We start from the raw sequence: 16,994 nt of genomic DNA, 5'->3' as shown, positions 1-16,994 counted from the left end.
TTAAACAGCAAAATCATGTCCATTAAACGCCGGGCTTGTGGCTATCGGAATAAGGAACATTTCAAGACGGCTATCTACTTTTTCTGTGGCGGTCTTGACCTATACCCACGCTAAACCCGGAAGGACCTTAAATTATTTCCATGCAGACATTAACACTAAGACAATGGCTATCTTCGTTAATCCTCTTATCACTTATATCCCTTCTTGTATTGCTCTCATTGTTATTATTTGGCTCCGATGCACTAGGACCAATTGATGCACTTAGAGGAATAAAGTCTTTTCTTACCGGCAATATTGAGTCAGAAACAGTCAGGACAATACTTTTTCAGGTCAGACTGCCGCGAATCATTCTTGCTATGATTACAGGAGGCGCACTTGCGTCAGCCGGCGCCGGTTTTCAGGCAATTCTTAAAAACCCGCTTGCCGACCCTTATGTCCTGGGGATATCAAGCGGAGCAGCGCTTGGTGTAATCGTAGCCCTTTATTCAGGCATAACCATAAGCATGGCCGGCATATCGGCAACAATTGTCTTTGCGTTTGCCGGGGCAATGCTGACGCTTTATATCGTATACAAACTTGGCACGATTGGAAAAAAGATCCCGCCCCATACAATGCTCCTTTCAGGCGTGATGGTTAACACGATAATATTCGCAGCCATCCTGCTGATTGTTTCAATCAGCCGCTCATTTAATCTCTATAAGATTTTTTTCTGGTTATTGGGTTACTTAAGCTCGCCATCTTATCCAACTTTACTGGCTTCTTTTATCTTTTATCTGATAGGGGCAGCCATATTATTCTCTCAGGCAAAGGCATTAAACATCCTTACGATGGATGATGAAACAGCATCTGCCCTTGGACTGGATGTTGATAGAACAAGAAAACTTATTTTATCCGGAGGGGCGGTGCTCGTTGCCGCCTCAGTTGCAATTTGCGGACCCATAAGCTTTATCGGAATAATGATCCCGCATTCAGTAAGACTGCTGGCTGGATATGACTACAGATTCATACTGCCTGTTTCCATGCTGGCCGGAGGCGTCTTCCTTGCCGTTGCTGATACGGTTGCGAGGACATTGTTGTCGCCTGCCGAGATACCTGTCGGCATAATAACTGCGATCTCAGGAGGTCCATTCTTTCTGTACCTGCTCAGGACAAGGAGGCTTGTATGAGATCGGCATACAGGGCTGAAGGCCTGTATTTCAAATATTCAGATCAATGGACAATAGAGGGGATATCATTCAATATTCATGAGGGTGAATTCTTCGGAATAATAGGTCCTAACGGCGCAGGCAAGTCTTCACTCCTAAAACTGATATCAAAGATTCTCACACCACAGTCAGGGCAAATTTACCTGAGAGATACTGACTTGAACGCCATCAAAAGGGATGCGCTCTCTGGAATTGTCTCCTATATACCTCAGGAATCATCATTTCTATTCCCTTATACAGTTGCGGAAACAGTATCAATGGGACGATACCCCCATTCAAAAGGGAGGTTTTTTTTGGATGCCCATGATAAAAAAGTAGTCCTGGACGCCATGACATGGGTAGGAATAGATGAATTAAAAGACCGGGCAATAACAGACATATCCGGCGGCGAAAAACAACGGACTATTATTGCAAGGGGGCTTGCCCAGGAGCCGGCTATACTGATAATGGATGAACCAACAACATCACTTGACATAGGACATCAGGCAGACATATTCAACCTCCTGTCAAGGCTGAATATGGAAAGAAACCTGACAATCATAGTCTCGCTGCATGACCTGAATCTCGGAAGTCACTATTGCGACAGACTAATGCTCATGAACCGGGGAATGGTTACAGCCATTGGAATACCTCATGAGGTCATAACTGAGGATAATATCCTTGATGTATATGGCTGTAGCGTAATAGTAGACAAAAATCCAGTATCAGGCTCTCCGAGAGTTAGTCTGACCCCGCCAGTCCGGTCACAATGTCAGCATGCCGGGATTGACAAATGGAGTAATGGACAGTGATAAACAGAAAGATATTACTAATGCTCTTTATTTCACTTTCAGCTCATTTGGCAATTGCTGCTGCCATTGTATACATCCCAAATAATATGATTGGGAATGACGTTGCCAGTCCTGATGATTCAATTGTCTGGGGTTATGTTGCAGAAGGGCGGAAACAGTCAAATATAAGTTCTCAAGCTGCAAAACAGCACCCTGAACCCGCCTCAGAACCTGGAGTTGCTGCCGATCAGATCGTCCAAAATGTTCAGGATGACACTCCTGAGGAGAGTTCCTCCCAGAATGAAGTTTCAGATTTAAAAATTACCCCTGAACCATCAGATGATAACGTCCCGGCTAATAATAAGGGCTGCCACAGTCCTGACAATTGTGATGCAGTAAATAAATCCAAAGGCGACAATATCAATACAGTATATGATAAGCTGGCCCTCGCTGAATATCTCAGAAAAGAGATAGAAAAATTAAAATTCTATCCTGACATAGCAAGGTTAAGAGGCATGGAAGGCACGGTATTCATCAATTTTTATATTGGACAGGATGGAATAACGTCAGGAATAGCTGTTGTTAAATCCTCCGGATCAAGGATTCTTGATGAGGCTGCAGTAAAAACAGTCGGGATGATAAGAAAGTTAACCGGCCTTCATAAGGATTTAAGGGAGCTTGATGTTGTAGTGCCTATAACATACCGGCTTGAATAAGAGAGCAAACAAATAACAATAAACACTATTGGAAAAGGAGACAGGATCAGATGAGAACAGTATTTCGTATCTTCACATTATTAAGCTGCATGATAGTACCCGGAACGCTTTTTGCTGAAAGCGTCCGCATAGATGAAATAATTGTCACTGGAACAAGCACAGGCATGCTCAGGTCAGAAATACCGGCTGCTGTTACACTGATAACTTCACAAGACATTTCTGAAAAGGGGATATCGAATGTATCTGATTTGTTGCGGGAGATCCCAGGGCTTGATGTTGTACAACCAGGCGGCACCGGTAAACAATCGTCTGTATATATCAGAGGCGCCAACTCTTCGCAAACCCTTGTGTTGATAGACGGTATCAGGGCTAACAGTCCGACAACAGGGCTGTTCGATTTTGCAGACCTGTCTATAGACAACATTGAACGGATCGAGATTATACGCAGTCCCATGAGCACATTGTATGGCTCCGAGGCAATGGGGGGCGTCATTCAGATATTTACGAAGAAGGGGACTTCTACCGCCGGAACTGTTGCCTTTGAATCTGGCAGTTTTGGAACGACAAAGGAAAGTATTTCCACCGGTATAAAAAAGGACTTCTACGATATTAGCCTGAATGCATCACGTCTTGACACAGAGGGCTTCTCTACAATAGCATCCGGCTCAGAAAATGACAGCTATGAAAATACGACTATTTCTTCCAAAATCGGGATTCATCGCGCCGGCAGGTCAATAGGCATTATTGCTCAGTTAACTGAAGCAAGGACTGAAATAGATGGTTTCGACTATACAACTTATGCCGCAAGTGATGACCTCAATAACAGGACAAACAGGAGATGGAGCCTCCTCGGGATTAATATGGTCTCTTCTCATGCAGATACCTGGGACAATAACATCTCCATATCAGGTTCTGGCGACCGGATTGAAGGGCTTGACGAGGACACGCCTGACAACCGCAGCAATCTAAATACAAATGCAGCAACCCTTGACTGGCATATAAACATTAGAAGCACTGATGGTAAACGGCTTACTCTCGGCTACGAGCGGCAGGATAAGGGCGGAGAAGTAGCCTCATCAGGCGGCTCATACAGAAAATCCCTTTCCAACAATGCCCTGTATTTACAGGACAGCAGAAGGCTTAATCCGTCCGCGCTCCTTCTTGCCGCAATAAGATGGGATGAGAGCAGTCTGTACGAGAGTGCTGTGACATACCGCATAGGGGCATCAGTAAACCAGACTAGCGAACTTAAGTGGTATGCCCACTATGGTACAGGTTTTAAGGGACCTTCCCTTAATGACCTTTTTTGGCCTGGATTCGGTAACCCTGACCTCAAACCTGAAAAAAACAGTGGCTGGGAAATCGGGTTTGAAGAAACAATCCTCAGTAATTTATTGATATCATTGACATACTTTGATAATAACTTTAAGGATTTAATTCAATGGAGTGGAACACTCCGGAATATTGGAGAGGCAACATCAAGGGGTGTTGAGGCTAATTTTGACTGGATTATGTCACCGTCTATACGTCTTAATGGAAACTATACTTACAATGAAACAGAAGACACAAAAACAAATTCTTATCTCCTGAGGAGGCCTTTGAACAAGTATGGCGCCACACTTTCAATTAAACCGTCCAGGCGCAGCGTAATTGATGTATCGTATATTTATACAGGCAAGAGGCTTGATTTCGACTCGGATTTTGATGGTATACCCGAGACACTCAAGGCATACTCAAAAACCAACGTATTTGCAAGTTATAAGATCAGGAAAGATACTGAGTTATACGGCAGGATCGAGAATTTGTTTGACAGGGGGTATGAAGAGGCGCTGGGATATGGGTCGGCAGGCTTTTCAACCTACTGGGGGGTACGATTTACCTTATAAATTGAGCTGTTTTAATTATATTTTAATCTTCCGCTTCCTATAATAGGGGTAACATTAAGAGGAGGTGGACGTCATGAGAAAGGCACATATACAGGCAGGATTGTTTGAATTAGCCGCAACACTTGTAACCGGGACGTTTGCTGTAGTAATATTATATATTATGTATTGAGCTTTTATATGCAAAATGCCGGATGCAAAAGGGGTGATACGGGTTGAGAATCTTAATAATTGAAGATGAGAAGGACCTGGCATTTATCATCAAGAAGGGGCTTGAGGAAGCAGGCTATATCGTTGATGAGGCTAATGACGGAGAAGAAGGGCAGTATATGGCCGAGAATTACCCTGCTGATGTCATAGTCCTCGACATCATGCTTCCGAAGATTGACGGCCTGACTCTGCTCACCAATATCAGAAAAAAGGGAATTGTCACACCGGTAATCCTTCTGACTGCAAGAGATGCCATACTCGACAAGATCAAGGGACTTGACACAGGGGCTGATGACTACCTGACCAAGCCCTTTATATTTGATGAACTCCTGGCGAGGATACGTACACTCATCAGACGCCAGTCTTCTGTCAAAGAATCTGTAATCAGGGTAGCCGATCTTGAGATCAATACCTCAAGCCATCAGGTCTCAAGAGGAGGCTCGCCGATTACGCTTTCAGCCAGAGAATACGCCTTGCTCGAATATCTTGCATATCACACAGACACCGTAGTAAGCCGGACTGATATCGTTGAACACATATACAATGAAGATACTGACATGGATTCCAATGTAGTAGACGTTTATATAAATTACCTTCGCAATAAAATTGATAAAGACCAGGAGCAAAAATTAATTCACACAGTCCGCGGGGCAGGGTATATGCTTAAATCGAGCCGGGCATGATGCAGCTATGTTTAACTCAATAAGGCTAAAATTAGTAATCTGGTTCCTGATTGTCTTTTCGGTAGTATTTACCGCCCTTGAGATCTTCCTGTATTACAGGTTGGAAAACATTGTTATCTCCGAAACCGATAGCCACTTAAAATCCTCTATGGACACCATTGCCAGCCTTCTTGGGCTTGAAGACAGCCATGGTCAATTGCAGGTAGAACTTATTGAATTATCCAGTTCCGCAAGAGGGGATTTTGGAGAAAAATTATCAGGGCATTATTACCAGGTAATTGATGCCAATGGAATCATTATTGCCCGTTCACCATCGCTGAGTCTCGGCAATGAATCCCTGCCGATCATCTACAATTTATCTGAACCACAATTTGACATGATAACAGGCCCAAATAATGTCCCGTTGCGCGTAGTCAGTTCTTCCTATCAATTCTCGCTGGGGCTGTTGACAATACAGATTGCAGATACCCTGCAAAATACATATCACATGCTGGGTTCATTCAGAAAGATCGTAATCATAACCTATCCGATCATCTTTTTCCTGTGCGGAGCAGGAACTTATTTAATAACAGGGTGGGCGTTGAGATCAATAAGATTATTTGCTGACAGCATTGACATGATATCTGAAACGGAACTCGATAAGAGGATTGATGCACAACAATCTGTATTTGAGTTAAGAGGGCTTGCCGGCAGTTTTAACAAGATGCTCAATCGCCTCGAGCACTCCTTTGGCAGACAGAGACAATTCCTTTCTGACGCATCTCATGAGCTCAGGACGCCAACCTCCATCATAAAGAGCTACTGCGATGTAACTCTCGGCAGGGAAAGATCTGCTGAGGACTACAAAGATGTTCTTCGTAAAATAAGCGATGCCGTTAACAGGATGTGCAAAATTATTGACCGCATACTTACTATTTCCCGGCTGGATAACAGGACAGTTAATCTCAGACCGTCAACAATTAATATCAAGGAAATTATTGATGATGTTGTAAGGCTTGTAGAGCCGGCTGCTGCCAGCAGAAATGTAAGAATTAACAGCACCGGCAGTGACGTCTTCCTGACCGGTGACAGGGAAAGCCTGACAGAGGCATGCACCAATATTGTTGAGAATGCCATCAAGTATAACAAACCTGATGGAACCATCTTCATAAATTTCGGGGACTCAAATGGATTTGTTTTTATTAATGTGGCTGATACGGGTATAGGCATACCTGAAGGAGAGATCAATAAGATATTTGACCGCTTCTACAGGGTTGATTCAAGCCGCGGACAGACAGTCGGAAGCGGTCTTGGTCTTTCCATTGTCAGGGCAATCGTGGAATCCCACGGAGGAAAGATAGGGGTCGAGAGTACAGATGGAAAGGGCAGCACCTTTAAGATCCTGCTCCCAAGGGATTATACCAATAGTATTTAATATCCTGACTTATCAGGATAAAGCAGTTTCCTCCCGTGCTTCCGTCCATGGATCCTTATATGATGCTATAACCTGCCTCATCCGGCTTCTTAAATTGTCAACCAGGCACGCCTTATCTTCCAGGAGCACCTCCCGCAGATGCACTATACCAACCCTCTCTACAAAGTCACCGGTCCTCTCTGTCCATCTTGCATTCTCCCTGTAGTATTGCATAAAAACCTCAGAAACGTTGATTACCTCTTCTTCTGTCCCAACTACGGTAAGAAGGTCTGCGATCCTGGTTTTCACACCTCCGTTTCCACCCACATAAATCTCCCATCCTGTCTGAATGCCCACGACACCTATATCCTTTACCCGTACCTCAACGCAATTCCGCGGACACCCTGATACCCCCATTTTTACTTTGCCAGGACATGGGATCCCCTGGAAGAATTTCTCCATTTTGATGCCGAGCTCAACAGAATTCTTCACCCCATATCTGCAAAACAGCTCTCCGACGCAGGTCTTGCATGTACGTACTGCCTTCGTATATGCATGCCCGGACGGCATATTCAGATCAGACCAGACTGACTGAAGCTGTTCCCTTTTTATCCCAAGCAGATCTATTCGCTGCCCGCCGGTAATCTTTACCATCGGTACCTCATATCTGTCAGCCACATCAGCAATGAGCCGGAGCTCATCAGTTGTAATTACACCACCGTAGATCCGTGGCACAACTGAGAATGTCTCATTTTTTTGGACATTGGCATGGACCATGTCATTTAAAGGTATCGTATCCGGTTCCTTCTCAAAATCATCAAGGTACAATACTGTTAACATATAATGAAGGCCATGACGGCATGATGCACAGCCATGCCCGTTTCCCATAATCTGAAGAATCCTGCCGACAGATTTTATGTTAAGTTCTGCGACCTTCTTTTTGATATCTTCCCATGTCAGAGGGATACAGTCACAGAATATCTTCGAGCCTTCATTCCTGACATATTCTCCACCCAGGACATTTTGCAGGATTTGCTCAATAAGCGGGGCGCATCCCTTACATGATGTACATGCCCTTGTTTTCTCAGAAATCCCCTGGATGCTTGTCAATCCATGTTCCTCTATGGCCTGTATTATTTCACCCTTGCTCACCCCCATACAACCGCATATTGTCGTATTGTCAGGCATTGAGGCAACTGACTTGAATTTTTCGGGATGATCAAACAGGATGGTCCTTCTTTGAAGGGATATATCTTCCTGGTCCTGTATCAGCTTAAGATATCGGTCGTATCCTTCCATATCCCCCATGAGTATGGCGCCTGAAACAATCCCCCCCTGAATAACGAGCTTCCTGTATACAGATGCCCCTGCATCACTGAAGACGACCTCCTCGCATCCTGCGCTCTGCTTTATGTTGCCTATTGCCGCCAGCGGGATGTCAGCAACTTTAAGCTTTGTTGCCATAACCGAGCCTTTATATATGTCTTTGCGATCCCCGATTATGGAACCGGCTGCAACCTTAGCCTGCTCAAAAATTGGAGCCACTATCCCGTATATATTTCCCCTGTGCTCAACACATTCTCCGACAGCATATATTCCAGGTGCGCTTGTCTGCATATAATCATCAACTACAATTCCGCGATTAACGGAAATTCCGGATTCTGCCGCGAGTTTAGTGTTCGGCCTTATTCCTGCAGCTATTACGACCATATCAGATTCATGGGCACTCCCATTTGAAAACCGGACTCCTTTTATTTCATTCCCGTCTGTTATTATTTCATCAGCGCTATGGTTAAGCAGGACATTTATCCCGAGCCGTGTTATCTCCTTCTTCAGAATCCCTGCAGATTCTGAGTCCAGCTGCATTTCCATGAGTCTGTCCATAAGGTGAACCACTGTCACATCCAGTCCATTATTAACCAGGCCCGTGGCTGCCTCTAATCCCAGAAGCCCTCCCCCTATAACAATAGCTTTACGGCTCTGGCGTCCCCATTCCATCATAGCCTGTGTATCATCCAGATTTCTAAAGGTAAATATACCGGGCAACAAAACTCCCTTGCTTGTCCTTAACCCCTTAACAGGGGGCAGGAAAGGATGACTGCCGGTTGCTATGAGAAGCGTATCGTAGGGGAAATACTCGCCGCTGTCTGTTACAACGGTCTTGTTGTCCCTGTCAATTCTAATGATGGTAGTACCTGTATGAAGTTTGATATTATTTTTAACATACCACTCCTGAGGATTAAGTATTATGTCATCAGGCATTGACTCTCCTGCAAGTACTGATGACAGAAGTATCCTGTTGTAATTGAAGTATTGCTCTGTCCCGAATACTGTAACATCCAAATCCTTTGTCTTTTTCAGAAGACTCTCAACAGTCGCAATCCCGCTCATACCATTTCCTATGACTACTAATTGCCTTGTCTTACTCATTGGATACTTGTGCCTCCTTTGATACGATTATATTTCAAATTCCTTGCCAGACACCCATAATTACTTAACTATATGATATTATAGGGTATTAAAGACTTTGAAGATATGCAGACTCTATAAATAATTAAACTGCAGCAACATTATTGTTAATAATAATACAATTATGAAATACGAGTCGGTACAATAAACCTGACAATGGCCTTTCTCGCTTCTTCAAATACCAGCAGTAGAAATGCAAATGGCAAAAGGAATGCCCATACAGCTAATGGCAGGGGATTCGTGCCAAAGAGAACGTTTCCCTGCGGGGTATATACTATAAACAGGATTATTGCCACTTCCACTGCAACACCTGCGATGATGAATTTGTTAATCCAGAGTGAAATGGCAAACACGGAAAGTACCCTTGATCGGCAGACAAAGACGTTTGCAATCTGAGTAACAATAATCCCTGTCAAACATACAGTTGTAGCCTGTAAATAAAGAATAGAATCCGAGGGAAGCTTGTCGCCCCATTGCCAGCCATTTAATGAGAGGAACCAGAAAAAGCCTGCCATAGCTGCAATTGCTTCTATTGGACCAAGAAAGAAATATGCCCTCGCAATAAGTGTCATGGAAAGCAACCTCTCCCTGACTGACCTTGGCGGTCTCTTCAATATGCCTGGCTCAGGCGGTTCTGCCCCAAGGGCCAGTGCAGGAAGCATGTCCGTTCCAAGGTCAACTGCGAGTATCTGCACAACCGTCAATGGCAGGGGAATACCAAAAATCATATAAGCTATATATGGTATGATTTCAGGGATATTACTGCTCAGGATATATGTCGTAAATTTCTTTATATTTTCAAAAACCGCACGTCCTTCCTCTATCGCACTCACAATGGTTGCAAAATTATCATCAAGAAGTACTATGTCCGCAGCCTCCTTCGCTACATCTGTCCCGCTGAGCCCCATTGCAACACCAATATCAGCCCTTTTCAATGCAGGTGCATCATTGACTCCATCTCCTGTTACAGCAACCACCTCACCTAAATCCTTCAGGGCTGAAACTATAGTCATCTTATCAGCCGGAGTTACGCGTGCAAACGCAATCTCACTCCTGAGAAGGCAGTTCATGATATCTTTATGATTCATACCCCTTAGTTCAGCACCGGTAATGATGTCGGGTTCATGAAACATCCCTATCTCTCTTCCAATGGCCCGTGCTGTTTCAGGATTATCTCCAGTAACCATTACAATCTTAATTCCAGCTTCCCTGCAATTTCTTATCGCATCGGGCACCTCAGGTCTTGGCGGATCTTCTATCCCTGCAAAACCGGCAAATACAAGATCCTTAATTTCCTCCCGATCAGCGTGCCAGTCATCCGGAAGTTGTCCCTGTATATCCTTACCACATTCCCTGTATGCTACAGCCAGCACCCTGAGTGCATGTCCTGTCATCTCTTTGAGTGCATCATTAGCCTCCTTCTTCCTTTCCTCATCAAATACGACTATATCCCCATCATGAAGCACATTTGTGCACATTGGCAATAATACCTCTGGAGCACCCTTAACATATATGTGTGTCCCTGACTCATTCCTGTGGAGTGTCGCCATCCACTTGCAGAATGGATCAAAGGGATGATCAGCGAGTCTTGGTTCATCCCTTCTTAATGCACCAACGTCCATATACCTCAGTGCAAACTCAAGGAGCGCCTTCTCTGTCTGTTCGCCGATAACAACGCCATCTCTTAAGTATGCATCGTTGCATAATGCGCTCCCTTTTAGCAGCATCCCGGCATCGGGACATGTACCCTCATCCCCATTTTTAATTTCCTTTAATACACCGTTTACAAATACATTTACTACTGACATTACATTCTGGGTCAGGGTGCCTGTCTTATCAGTACAAATAACAGTAACAGAACCAAGTGTCTCCACTGCCGTCAGCTTTTTTACAAGCGCCTTCTTTCCTGCCATCCGCTGGCTTGCCATAGCCAGTGACAACGTTACAGTCGGAAGCAGACCTTCCGGAACATTGGCAACCACTATCCCAAGGGCAAATATAAAGTTTTCCCAGAAGCCCCTGCCAAGAAATACACCTGCCGCAAAGAAGACAATACCAAGACCAACGGCTATAGCTGTAATAGTTCTTGTTACTCGTAAAATCTCGAGTTCCAGCGGACTCATGCCACTTTCAACCTCAGACGTCAGCCTTGCTATCTTTCCGAATTCAGTACTCATGCCGGTTGCAAAAACCACCCCATTTCCCTTGCCCTGTACAACCAATGTGCCGGCAAACACAATGTTCTGACTGTCAGTCAGTTCAACATCCGGGTGGACTGTTGAATCCCTCCTGACCGGTATTGATTCACCGGTAAGTGATGAATTGTCCACCTTAATCTCTGAGACTTCCAATAGCCTTATATCAGCAGGCACCCTGTCTCCTTCATGCAGCAGTACAACATCTCCTGGAACTATCTCACTTGCTGTCAAATCCCTTTCCCGGCCGCACCTGATTACAGTGACCATGTAGGGCAACAGTTTTCTCAACTCAGCAAACGCCTTCTCAGCCTTGTGCTCCTGATAAAAGGCAAAAACTCCGTTAATAAAAACAACACCAACTATGGCCATTCCGAGGATAAAGAAACCTTCACCAGGTTTGAGAACCTCTCCGGTAAAGGCTGTGATTGATGCGACCCACAAAAGGAGGGCAAACAGATTTATAAAATGTCTTGCAACTCTGCGAACCCGGGACATTTTCCTGGTCTCACGAATCATATTTAAACCAAATACCCTTAACCTCGCGGACGCCTCATCTTCATCAAGGCCGGAGGGAGTGGTATGAAGGGCCTTATATACTTCATCTGACGTTAATGACTGTATTGCCATCAAATGTAAGAAATAGTTATTGAGAACGCTCTTTAAAGTTCAATATCATTACATCACACGGCGTATCCCTCAATATCTCTTCAACCGGATTGCCGGATACGGCCTTTTTCAGGATATTTCTTTTTGTAGTTCCAAGTACAATAAGATCATATTTATGGTGCGATGCCTCAGAAATAATCTCATCCCGGACCCTTCTGCCTGTAACAATCTTCTCAGACGCATGAACTCCACGGGTCCTTAACACTTTCATAAATGATGAAATCTTTTTTCCCCCCGCTTCAATCAGTATGTCCTGCTGAAACTTCTCCAGTCTATTTATACCCTGGGCAGACAGCTCCTCAACATGAAAGACAGTAATACTGGAGTTGAATCTGCCGGCAATTGCGGCAATTATGTCTGACCGTTGTTTATCCATGTACCCATCACCAATGACAGGCACAAGCACCCGTTTTGACCTTAATGAACGACCAGGATGAGACACTTTTATTGCCAGGACATTGCATGACACACTGGTCATGAGACGACTTGTAACAGACCTGACAAAGAAACGCCGCTCCTTTTGGGGCCTTCTCGTAGATAAAATCAGCATGTCAATTCCGTTATCCCTGACAAACTTACTGAGTTCTATGATAACATCACCCCTTAATATGACCCCTTCTGCCACATCAACCCCATGCTCTCTTGCTTCGTCAATTATCCTTGCAACAGAATACGATGCTGATTTTTCATCCCTTTCATTCATATCATCTGTAATTACAGTAACCGCATATAATGTTGATTGAAGTCCACCGGCTAATATGCAGGCGTATCTGGCAGCTATGCTTGCGTGAAAGGATCCGTCTACGGCTACGGCTATCTTCCTGAAATTTGTTTCTATCATATTTGTCTGCTGAATATGTTATAATATTTTCTCGCTATAATCCACCTTATTAAACAACATGCTGATGTCAAATAAGGAGTCCTATTTATGGAAACCATGGAAGATGTTAAAAAGTCGTATTCTTTTTCTGAACAGGATGAAGAAAACCTCTTAAGCCTGAGAGACCTTATAGAGAAAAACTCTTATGATTTCATTTCAAAATTCTATGACTATATCCTCAGATTCAAGAGTGTGTCATCATTCCTGAAGGATGAGGGTACTATAGCCAACCATAAGGAAAAAGTCAGGCAATGGTTCATAAGGCTTTTTGAAGGCGACTATAATGAAGAGTATCTCAGAAGATTAAACAGGATTGGCGAGGTTCACGTAAGGATTGGTTTGCCTGGTCACTATGTCAACTCTTCGATCAGTTTTGTCAGAAAATATTGTTTTAAGCTCCTTACGGATGAGTTCGGCTGCAGCCGGCAGAGGGACGTCCTGATAAACTCTGTGGACAAGATTATTGACATGAATCTCGATATAATGACCATTTCCTACAGGGAGGAGGAGTTAAGGTCTTTTATTCTTCCGAGAAGGCTGGAATATACCATGATAGAGTATGCCAGACGTTTCGCCTTCAGCCTTGATCTGTTTCTCCTTGCTGTTTTAATATTGACATCTGTTTTCGTTCTTGGCTTTGTCTGCTATGAAGTTTATGGCATCACAACCGGCGCAATAAGCATAGAGACAGGCATATTAAAAGTACTGGGTACCCTGCTGATTATCTGGGCCATTGGAGAGCTTCTCAATAGTGAAATTCATCACCTGAAAGGCGGTAAATTTGCCGTCACTGCATTTCTTACACTGGCCATTGCTGCAGTTATAAGAAAGATACTGATAGCAACTCTTTCAACAGAAAAGTTTGCAGACATCCTTGTACTCGGAGGTATCGTACTCGCACTCGGTATTGTTTACTGGCTGATAGGGCACAGCAATGACAAAAGCTGAATAAATCATTGTCATACTGTTAATCTGCTTGATTTTTGAAAGAGATTTATTTAGAGTTACTTAAATATAAGGGGGGGTGGAACAGTGGAATCTGAAAAAAAAAGGCCGCTTCATGTAGATAAAGAAGCCCTGCGTGTCATCATTTTTACACATCACTTTAAGATAATCGGGGACGTTTTTATCCCTAAAAGCGGAAGGCTTACTGATTTTCTAAACAGGACACTTGGAGGGGATAACACTGACATATTCGTCCCTGTTAAAAATGCAGAATGCTTTTCCATCTCAGATGGACAGTTGAAATACATTGCCGACTTTGTCTCTTTAAATAAACACCAGATCCATTTGATCCTGCCTTACAAGAACAACAAATGAAAATTGGCATTCCCTTGGAAATAAAGGAGCAGGAATTCAGGGTGGCAATGGCCCCTGCTGGTGTAAGCGCCTTGATCAGCCATGGCCATACTGTATTGATACAGAGCGGTGCCGGTTCAGAAAGCGGTATATCAGACAAAGAGTATACTGCAGCCGGTGGAATCATTGCAGGCTCAGCCACGGAAGTATTTGGTGCATCGGATATGATCGTAAAGGTCAAGGCACCCCTAAACCCGGAATACCCCCTGTTGAAAAAAGGACAGATATTATTTACGTACCTGCACCTTGCAGCAGACCGTGCACTGACTGAAGCTATCATTAAGAGCGGAGTTATTGCTATAGCCTATGAAACGGTTCAGCTTGACAATGGTGCCCTGCCGCTACTGATTCCCATGAGTGAAATCGCCGGTCGTGCTGCATCCATCGCAGGCGCCTATCATTTGCAAAGGGCCCGTGGAGGATCCGGGGTTCTTATCAGCGGAATACCCGGCGTACTGCCTGGTAAAATTACAATACTTGGAGCAGGGACAGTGGGTCGAAATGCGGCAAAAATAGCAGCTGGCCTTGGTGCCAGGGTAGTCATGCTTGACAATAACTTTCAGACACTGCAACACATTGATGATATACACGATGGGAGGATAATGACTCTGTCCTCGAACGGGCACAATATAGAAGAGTCGGTATTAACATCTGACATTGTAATAGGCGCTGTCCTGATACCAGGGGCAAAGGCCCCTCTACTGGTTAGCAGGCAGCTCGTTGGAAGGATGAGACAGGGGTCAGTGATAGTGGATGTGTCCATTGACCAGGGTGGCTGCATTGAGACCTCGAGACCGACGACTCACTCTGATCCCGTTTATGTTGCTGACGGAGTGGTACATTACTGCGTCTCCAATATGCCGGGAGCTTTCCCGCGCACCTCGACAATAGCCCTGACCAATGCGACTTTGCCATATATTGTCAAACTGGCTAATCAGGGCTGGAGTAATGCAATTAAAACGGACGCTCCTCTCGCAAAGGGGCTAAACATCGCAGAAGGCAAGGTATACTGCGCAGAAGTAGCAAAAACCTTCAGTCTCCCCCACGAGCCAATCTGTTGACAATAATCCAGTGCTCAATTAATATAGGGTACTGTTGGAAATGAAGCTTCAGCTTTCGCTCAAAAATGTCCAGATGCAAGGAAGGACGCTAAATTTAAGGCGAGGCATACTGTGTGGTACGTTGAGTCTTAAATTTAGCGTCCTGACGCCGCAAGACCCATTGCATTTACTTCGTAACAATGGGTGCCCGGCATTTTTCAGCGAAAGCTGTAATGAGTTGACGTTCAAAAGCACTCAGGTGCAAGGAAGGACTAAATATTTGAGCTGAGGCGTACTGTGTTGTACGTTGAAGCTCAAATATTTACTCCTGACGCCGCAGATGAGTGCTTTTCAACGTCAACTGTCGGGGCGTAGCGCAGCCTGGTAGCGCACATCGTTCGGGACGATGGTGCCGGAGGTTCAAATCCTCTCGCCCCGACCAAAATAACCCGGGATTTGCATCATGAGAACGAATAAATCCAATAAATCTGACAAGACCACAAAGATAATAAAAGGCGATAAATTCAATCAGCAGGATCCGGATGCAGAGGATCAAGAAGATGATACTCTTGATGAGGATATTGATGTCCTGGAGCCCGATGAAACAGATAGTGATACTGTTAGCTATACCAGCGACGGGGATGAAGATGAAAAGACCGGAGAAGATGAAGGCAGTACAGAGTTAGACGTAATAAGATCATACCTGCATGAAATCAGTCACACATCACTCCTGACCTTTGAAGAAGAGCAGAGCCTCGCAGCGCAGATAGAAAAAGGTGATGAGAAGGCACGTGAGAAGATGATCGAGGCCAACCTCAGGCTCGTAGTCAATATTGGCAAGAGATATTTAAACAGGGGGCTGCCCCTGGCAGACATTATAGAAGAGGGCAATTTAGGCCTCATGAAGGCAGTGGAAAAATTTGATTATACAAAGGGATTCAGGTTCAGCACGTACGCCTCATGGTGGATCAGGCAGTCAATTGAGAGGGCTATCATTAATCAGACAAAGACAATAAGGCTCCCTGTACATGTGGCTGAACATATTAACAGGTACCTGTCTGTCTCAGAAATGTTGATACAGGAGTTAGGGAGGGAGCCGTCACAGAAAGAGATTGCAGACAAGATGAACATCCCGCCGGATGATGTTGAAGATCTTAAGAAACTCATACGGAGGACATATTCACTTGAGACTCCGGTAGGCGACAAAGAGGCAAATATATTGATGGACGTTATAGCGGATAACACTATAATGTCTCCCTCTCAGATAGCAGAAGGCATCAGTATGCGGGAAGAAATTGATGAATGGCTTAAACAGCTCAGGACGAAGGAAAGGGAGGTTATTTGTCTCAGATTCGGCCTTGAAGGACAGGAGGCTATGACTCTTGAAGAAATAGGAAGCAGGCCTGAGTTCGGACTAACCCGTGAAAGGATAAGACAAATTGAGTCGTCAGCGCTCAGCAAACTTCGTTCGATAATTGCAAAAAGGTCAATTAAGAAGGATGAAATCCTGTAGATAAAGTGG

Annotated in this window: 13 protein-coding genes and 1 tRNA gene; 11 read left to right on the top strand and 3 right to left on the bottom strand. The window is 44.4% G+C overall.

All coding sequences use genetic code 11. The annotated features are described in order from the left end of the window. Window positions 1-140: 140 nt before the first annotated feature. The 6 genes from IT393_11825 (at window position 141) to IT393_11800 (ending at window position 6,881) form a co-directional block, all read left to right on the top strand. Window positions 141-1,166 (top strand): iron ABC transporter permease, encoded by a 1,026-nt coding sequence (locus IT393_11825; GenBank protein ID MCC7203333.1) that lies wholly within the window; start codon window positions 141-143, stop codon window positions 1,164-1,166. After that, the gene (locus tag IT393_11820; protein MCC7203332.1) at window positions 1,163-1,996 is read left to right on the top strand and encodes an ABC transporter ATP-binding protein; all 834 of its coding nucleotides are present in this window, start codon (window positions 1,163-1,165) and stop codon (window positions 1,994-1,996) included. Before IT393_11825 ends, IT393_11820 begins: the two co-directional genes overlap by 4 nt. Further along, the gene (locus IT393_11815) at window positions 1,993-2,691 is read left to right on the top strand and encodes an energy transducer TonB (protein MCC7203331.1); all 699 of its coding nucleotides are present in this window, start codon (window positions 1,993-1,995) and stop codon (window positions 2,689-2,691) included. The genes IT393_11820 and IT393_11815 overlap by 4 nt, the downstream gene beginning before the upstream one ends. Window positions 2,692-2,741: 50 nt before the next feature. Beyond that, window positions 2,742-4,577, top strand: a complete 1,836-nt coding sequence (locus IT393_11810; protein ID MCC7203330.1) for a TonB-dependent receptor — start codon at window positions 2,742-2,744, stop codon at window positions 4,575-4,577. Window positions 4,578-4,789: 212 nt separating this feature from the next. Further along, the gene (locus IT393_11805; GenBank protein ID MCC7203329.1) at window positions 4,790-5,467 is read left to right on the top strand and encodes a response regulator transcription factor; all 678 of its coding nucleotides are present in this window, start codon (window positions 4,790-4,792) and stop codon (window positions 5,465-5,467) included. 7 nt (window positions 5,468-5,474) lie between these two features. Then, complete coding sequence (locus IT393_11800) at window positions 5,475-6,881, top strand: HAMP domain-containing protein (GenBank protein ID MCC7203328.1); 1,407 nt, start codon at window positions 5,475-5,477, stop codon at window positions 6,879-6,881. Window positions 6,882-6,893: 12 nt separating this feature from the next. Here IT393_11800 and IT393_11795 read toward each other — a convergent pair whose 3' ends face one another. From IT393_11795 to IT393_11785, 3 genes are all read right to left on the bottom strand, one after another. Next, a complete protein-coding gene (locus IT393_11795) occupies window positions 6,894-9,290 on the bottom strand; it encodes an NAD(P)/FAD-dependent oxidoreductase (protein MCC7203327.1) in 2,397 nt (798 codons plus the stop codon). Window positions 9,291-9,451: 161 nt separating this feature from the next. Further along, window positions 9,452-12,154, bottom strand: a complete 2,703-nt coding sequence (locus IT393_11790; GenBank protein MCC7203326.1) for a cation-transporting P-type ATPase — start codon at window positions 12,152-12,154, stop codon at window positions 9,452-9,454. A gap of 16 nt (window positions 12,155-12,170) precedes the next feature. Beyond that, window positions 12,171-13,034, bottom strand: a complete 864-nt coding sequence (locus tag IT393_11785) for a universal stress protein (protein MCC7203325.1) — start codon at window positions 13,032-13,034, stop codon at window positions 12,171-12,173. 87 nt (window positions 13,035-13,121) lie between these two features. Here IT393_11785 and IT393_11780 point away from each other — a divergent pair, with 87 nt between their 5' ends. The 5 genes from IT393_11780 (at window position 13,122) to IT393_11760 (ending at window position 16,985) form a co-directional block, all read left to right on the top strand. Further along, window positions 13,122-14,021 carry a phosphate-starvation-inducible PsiE family protein gene (locus IT393_11780; GenBank protein ID MCC7203324.1) on the top strand — a complete coding sequence of 300 codons (900 nt, stop codon included), beginning with the start codon at window positions 13,122-13,124 and terminating at the stop codon, window positions 14,019-14,021. An 84-nt stretch (window positions 14,022-14,105) separates the two neighbouring features. Further along, window positions 14,106-14,393: a hypothetical protein gene (locus IT393_11775; GenBank protein MCC7203323.1), complete on the top strand. Its 288-nt coding sequence runs from the start codon at window positions 14,106-14,108 to the stop codon at window positions 14,391-14,393. Beyond that, a complete protein-coding gene (gene ald / locus IT393_11770) occupies window positions 14,390-15,493 on the top strand; it encodes an alanine dehydrogenase (protein MCC7203322.1) in 1,104 nt (367 codons plus the stop codon). Before IT393_11775 ends, ald begins: the two co-directional genes overlap by 4 nt. 344 nt (window positions 15,494-15,837) lie before the next feature. Next, window positions 15,838-15,914, top strand: a tRNA-Pro gene (locus IT393_11765). A gap of 21 nt (window positions 15,915-15,935) precedes the next feature. Continuing rightward, window positions 15,936-16,985, top strand: coding sequence for a sigma-70 family RNA polymerase sigma factor (locus tag IT393_11760; protein MCC7203321.1), 1,050 nt, complete (start codon window positions 15,936-15,938; stop codon window positions 16,983-16,985). The last annotated feature ends 9 nt before the right edge of the window (window positions 16,986-16,994 follow it).

The sequence above is a fragment of the Nitrospirota bacterium genome (assembly GCA_020851375.1).
Classification (GTDB): domain Bacteria; phylum Nitrospirota; class 9FT-COMBO-42-15; order HDB-SIOI813; family HDB-SIOI813; genus RBG-16-43-11.
The sequence above is the reverse complement of the archived record's forward strand: the minus strand, read 5'-3'. Positions and strand labels throughout refer to the sequence as shown.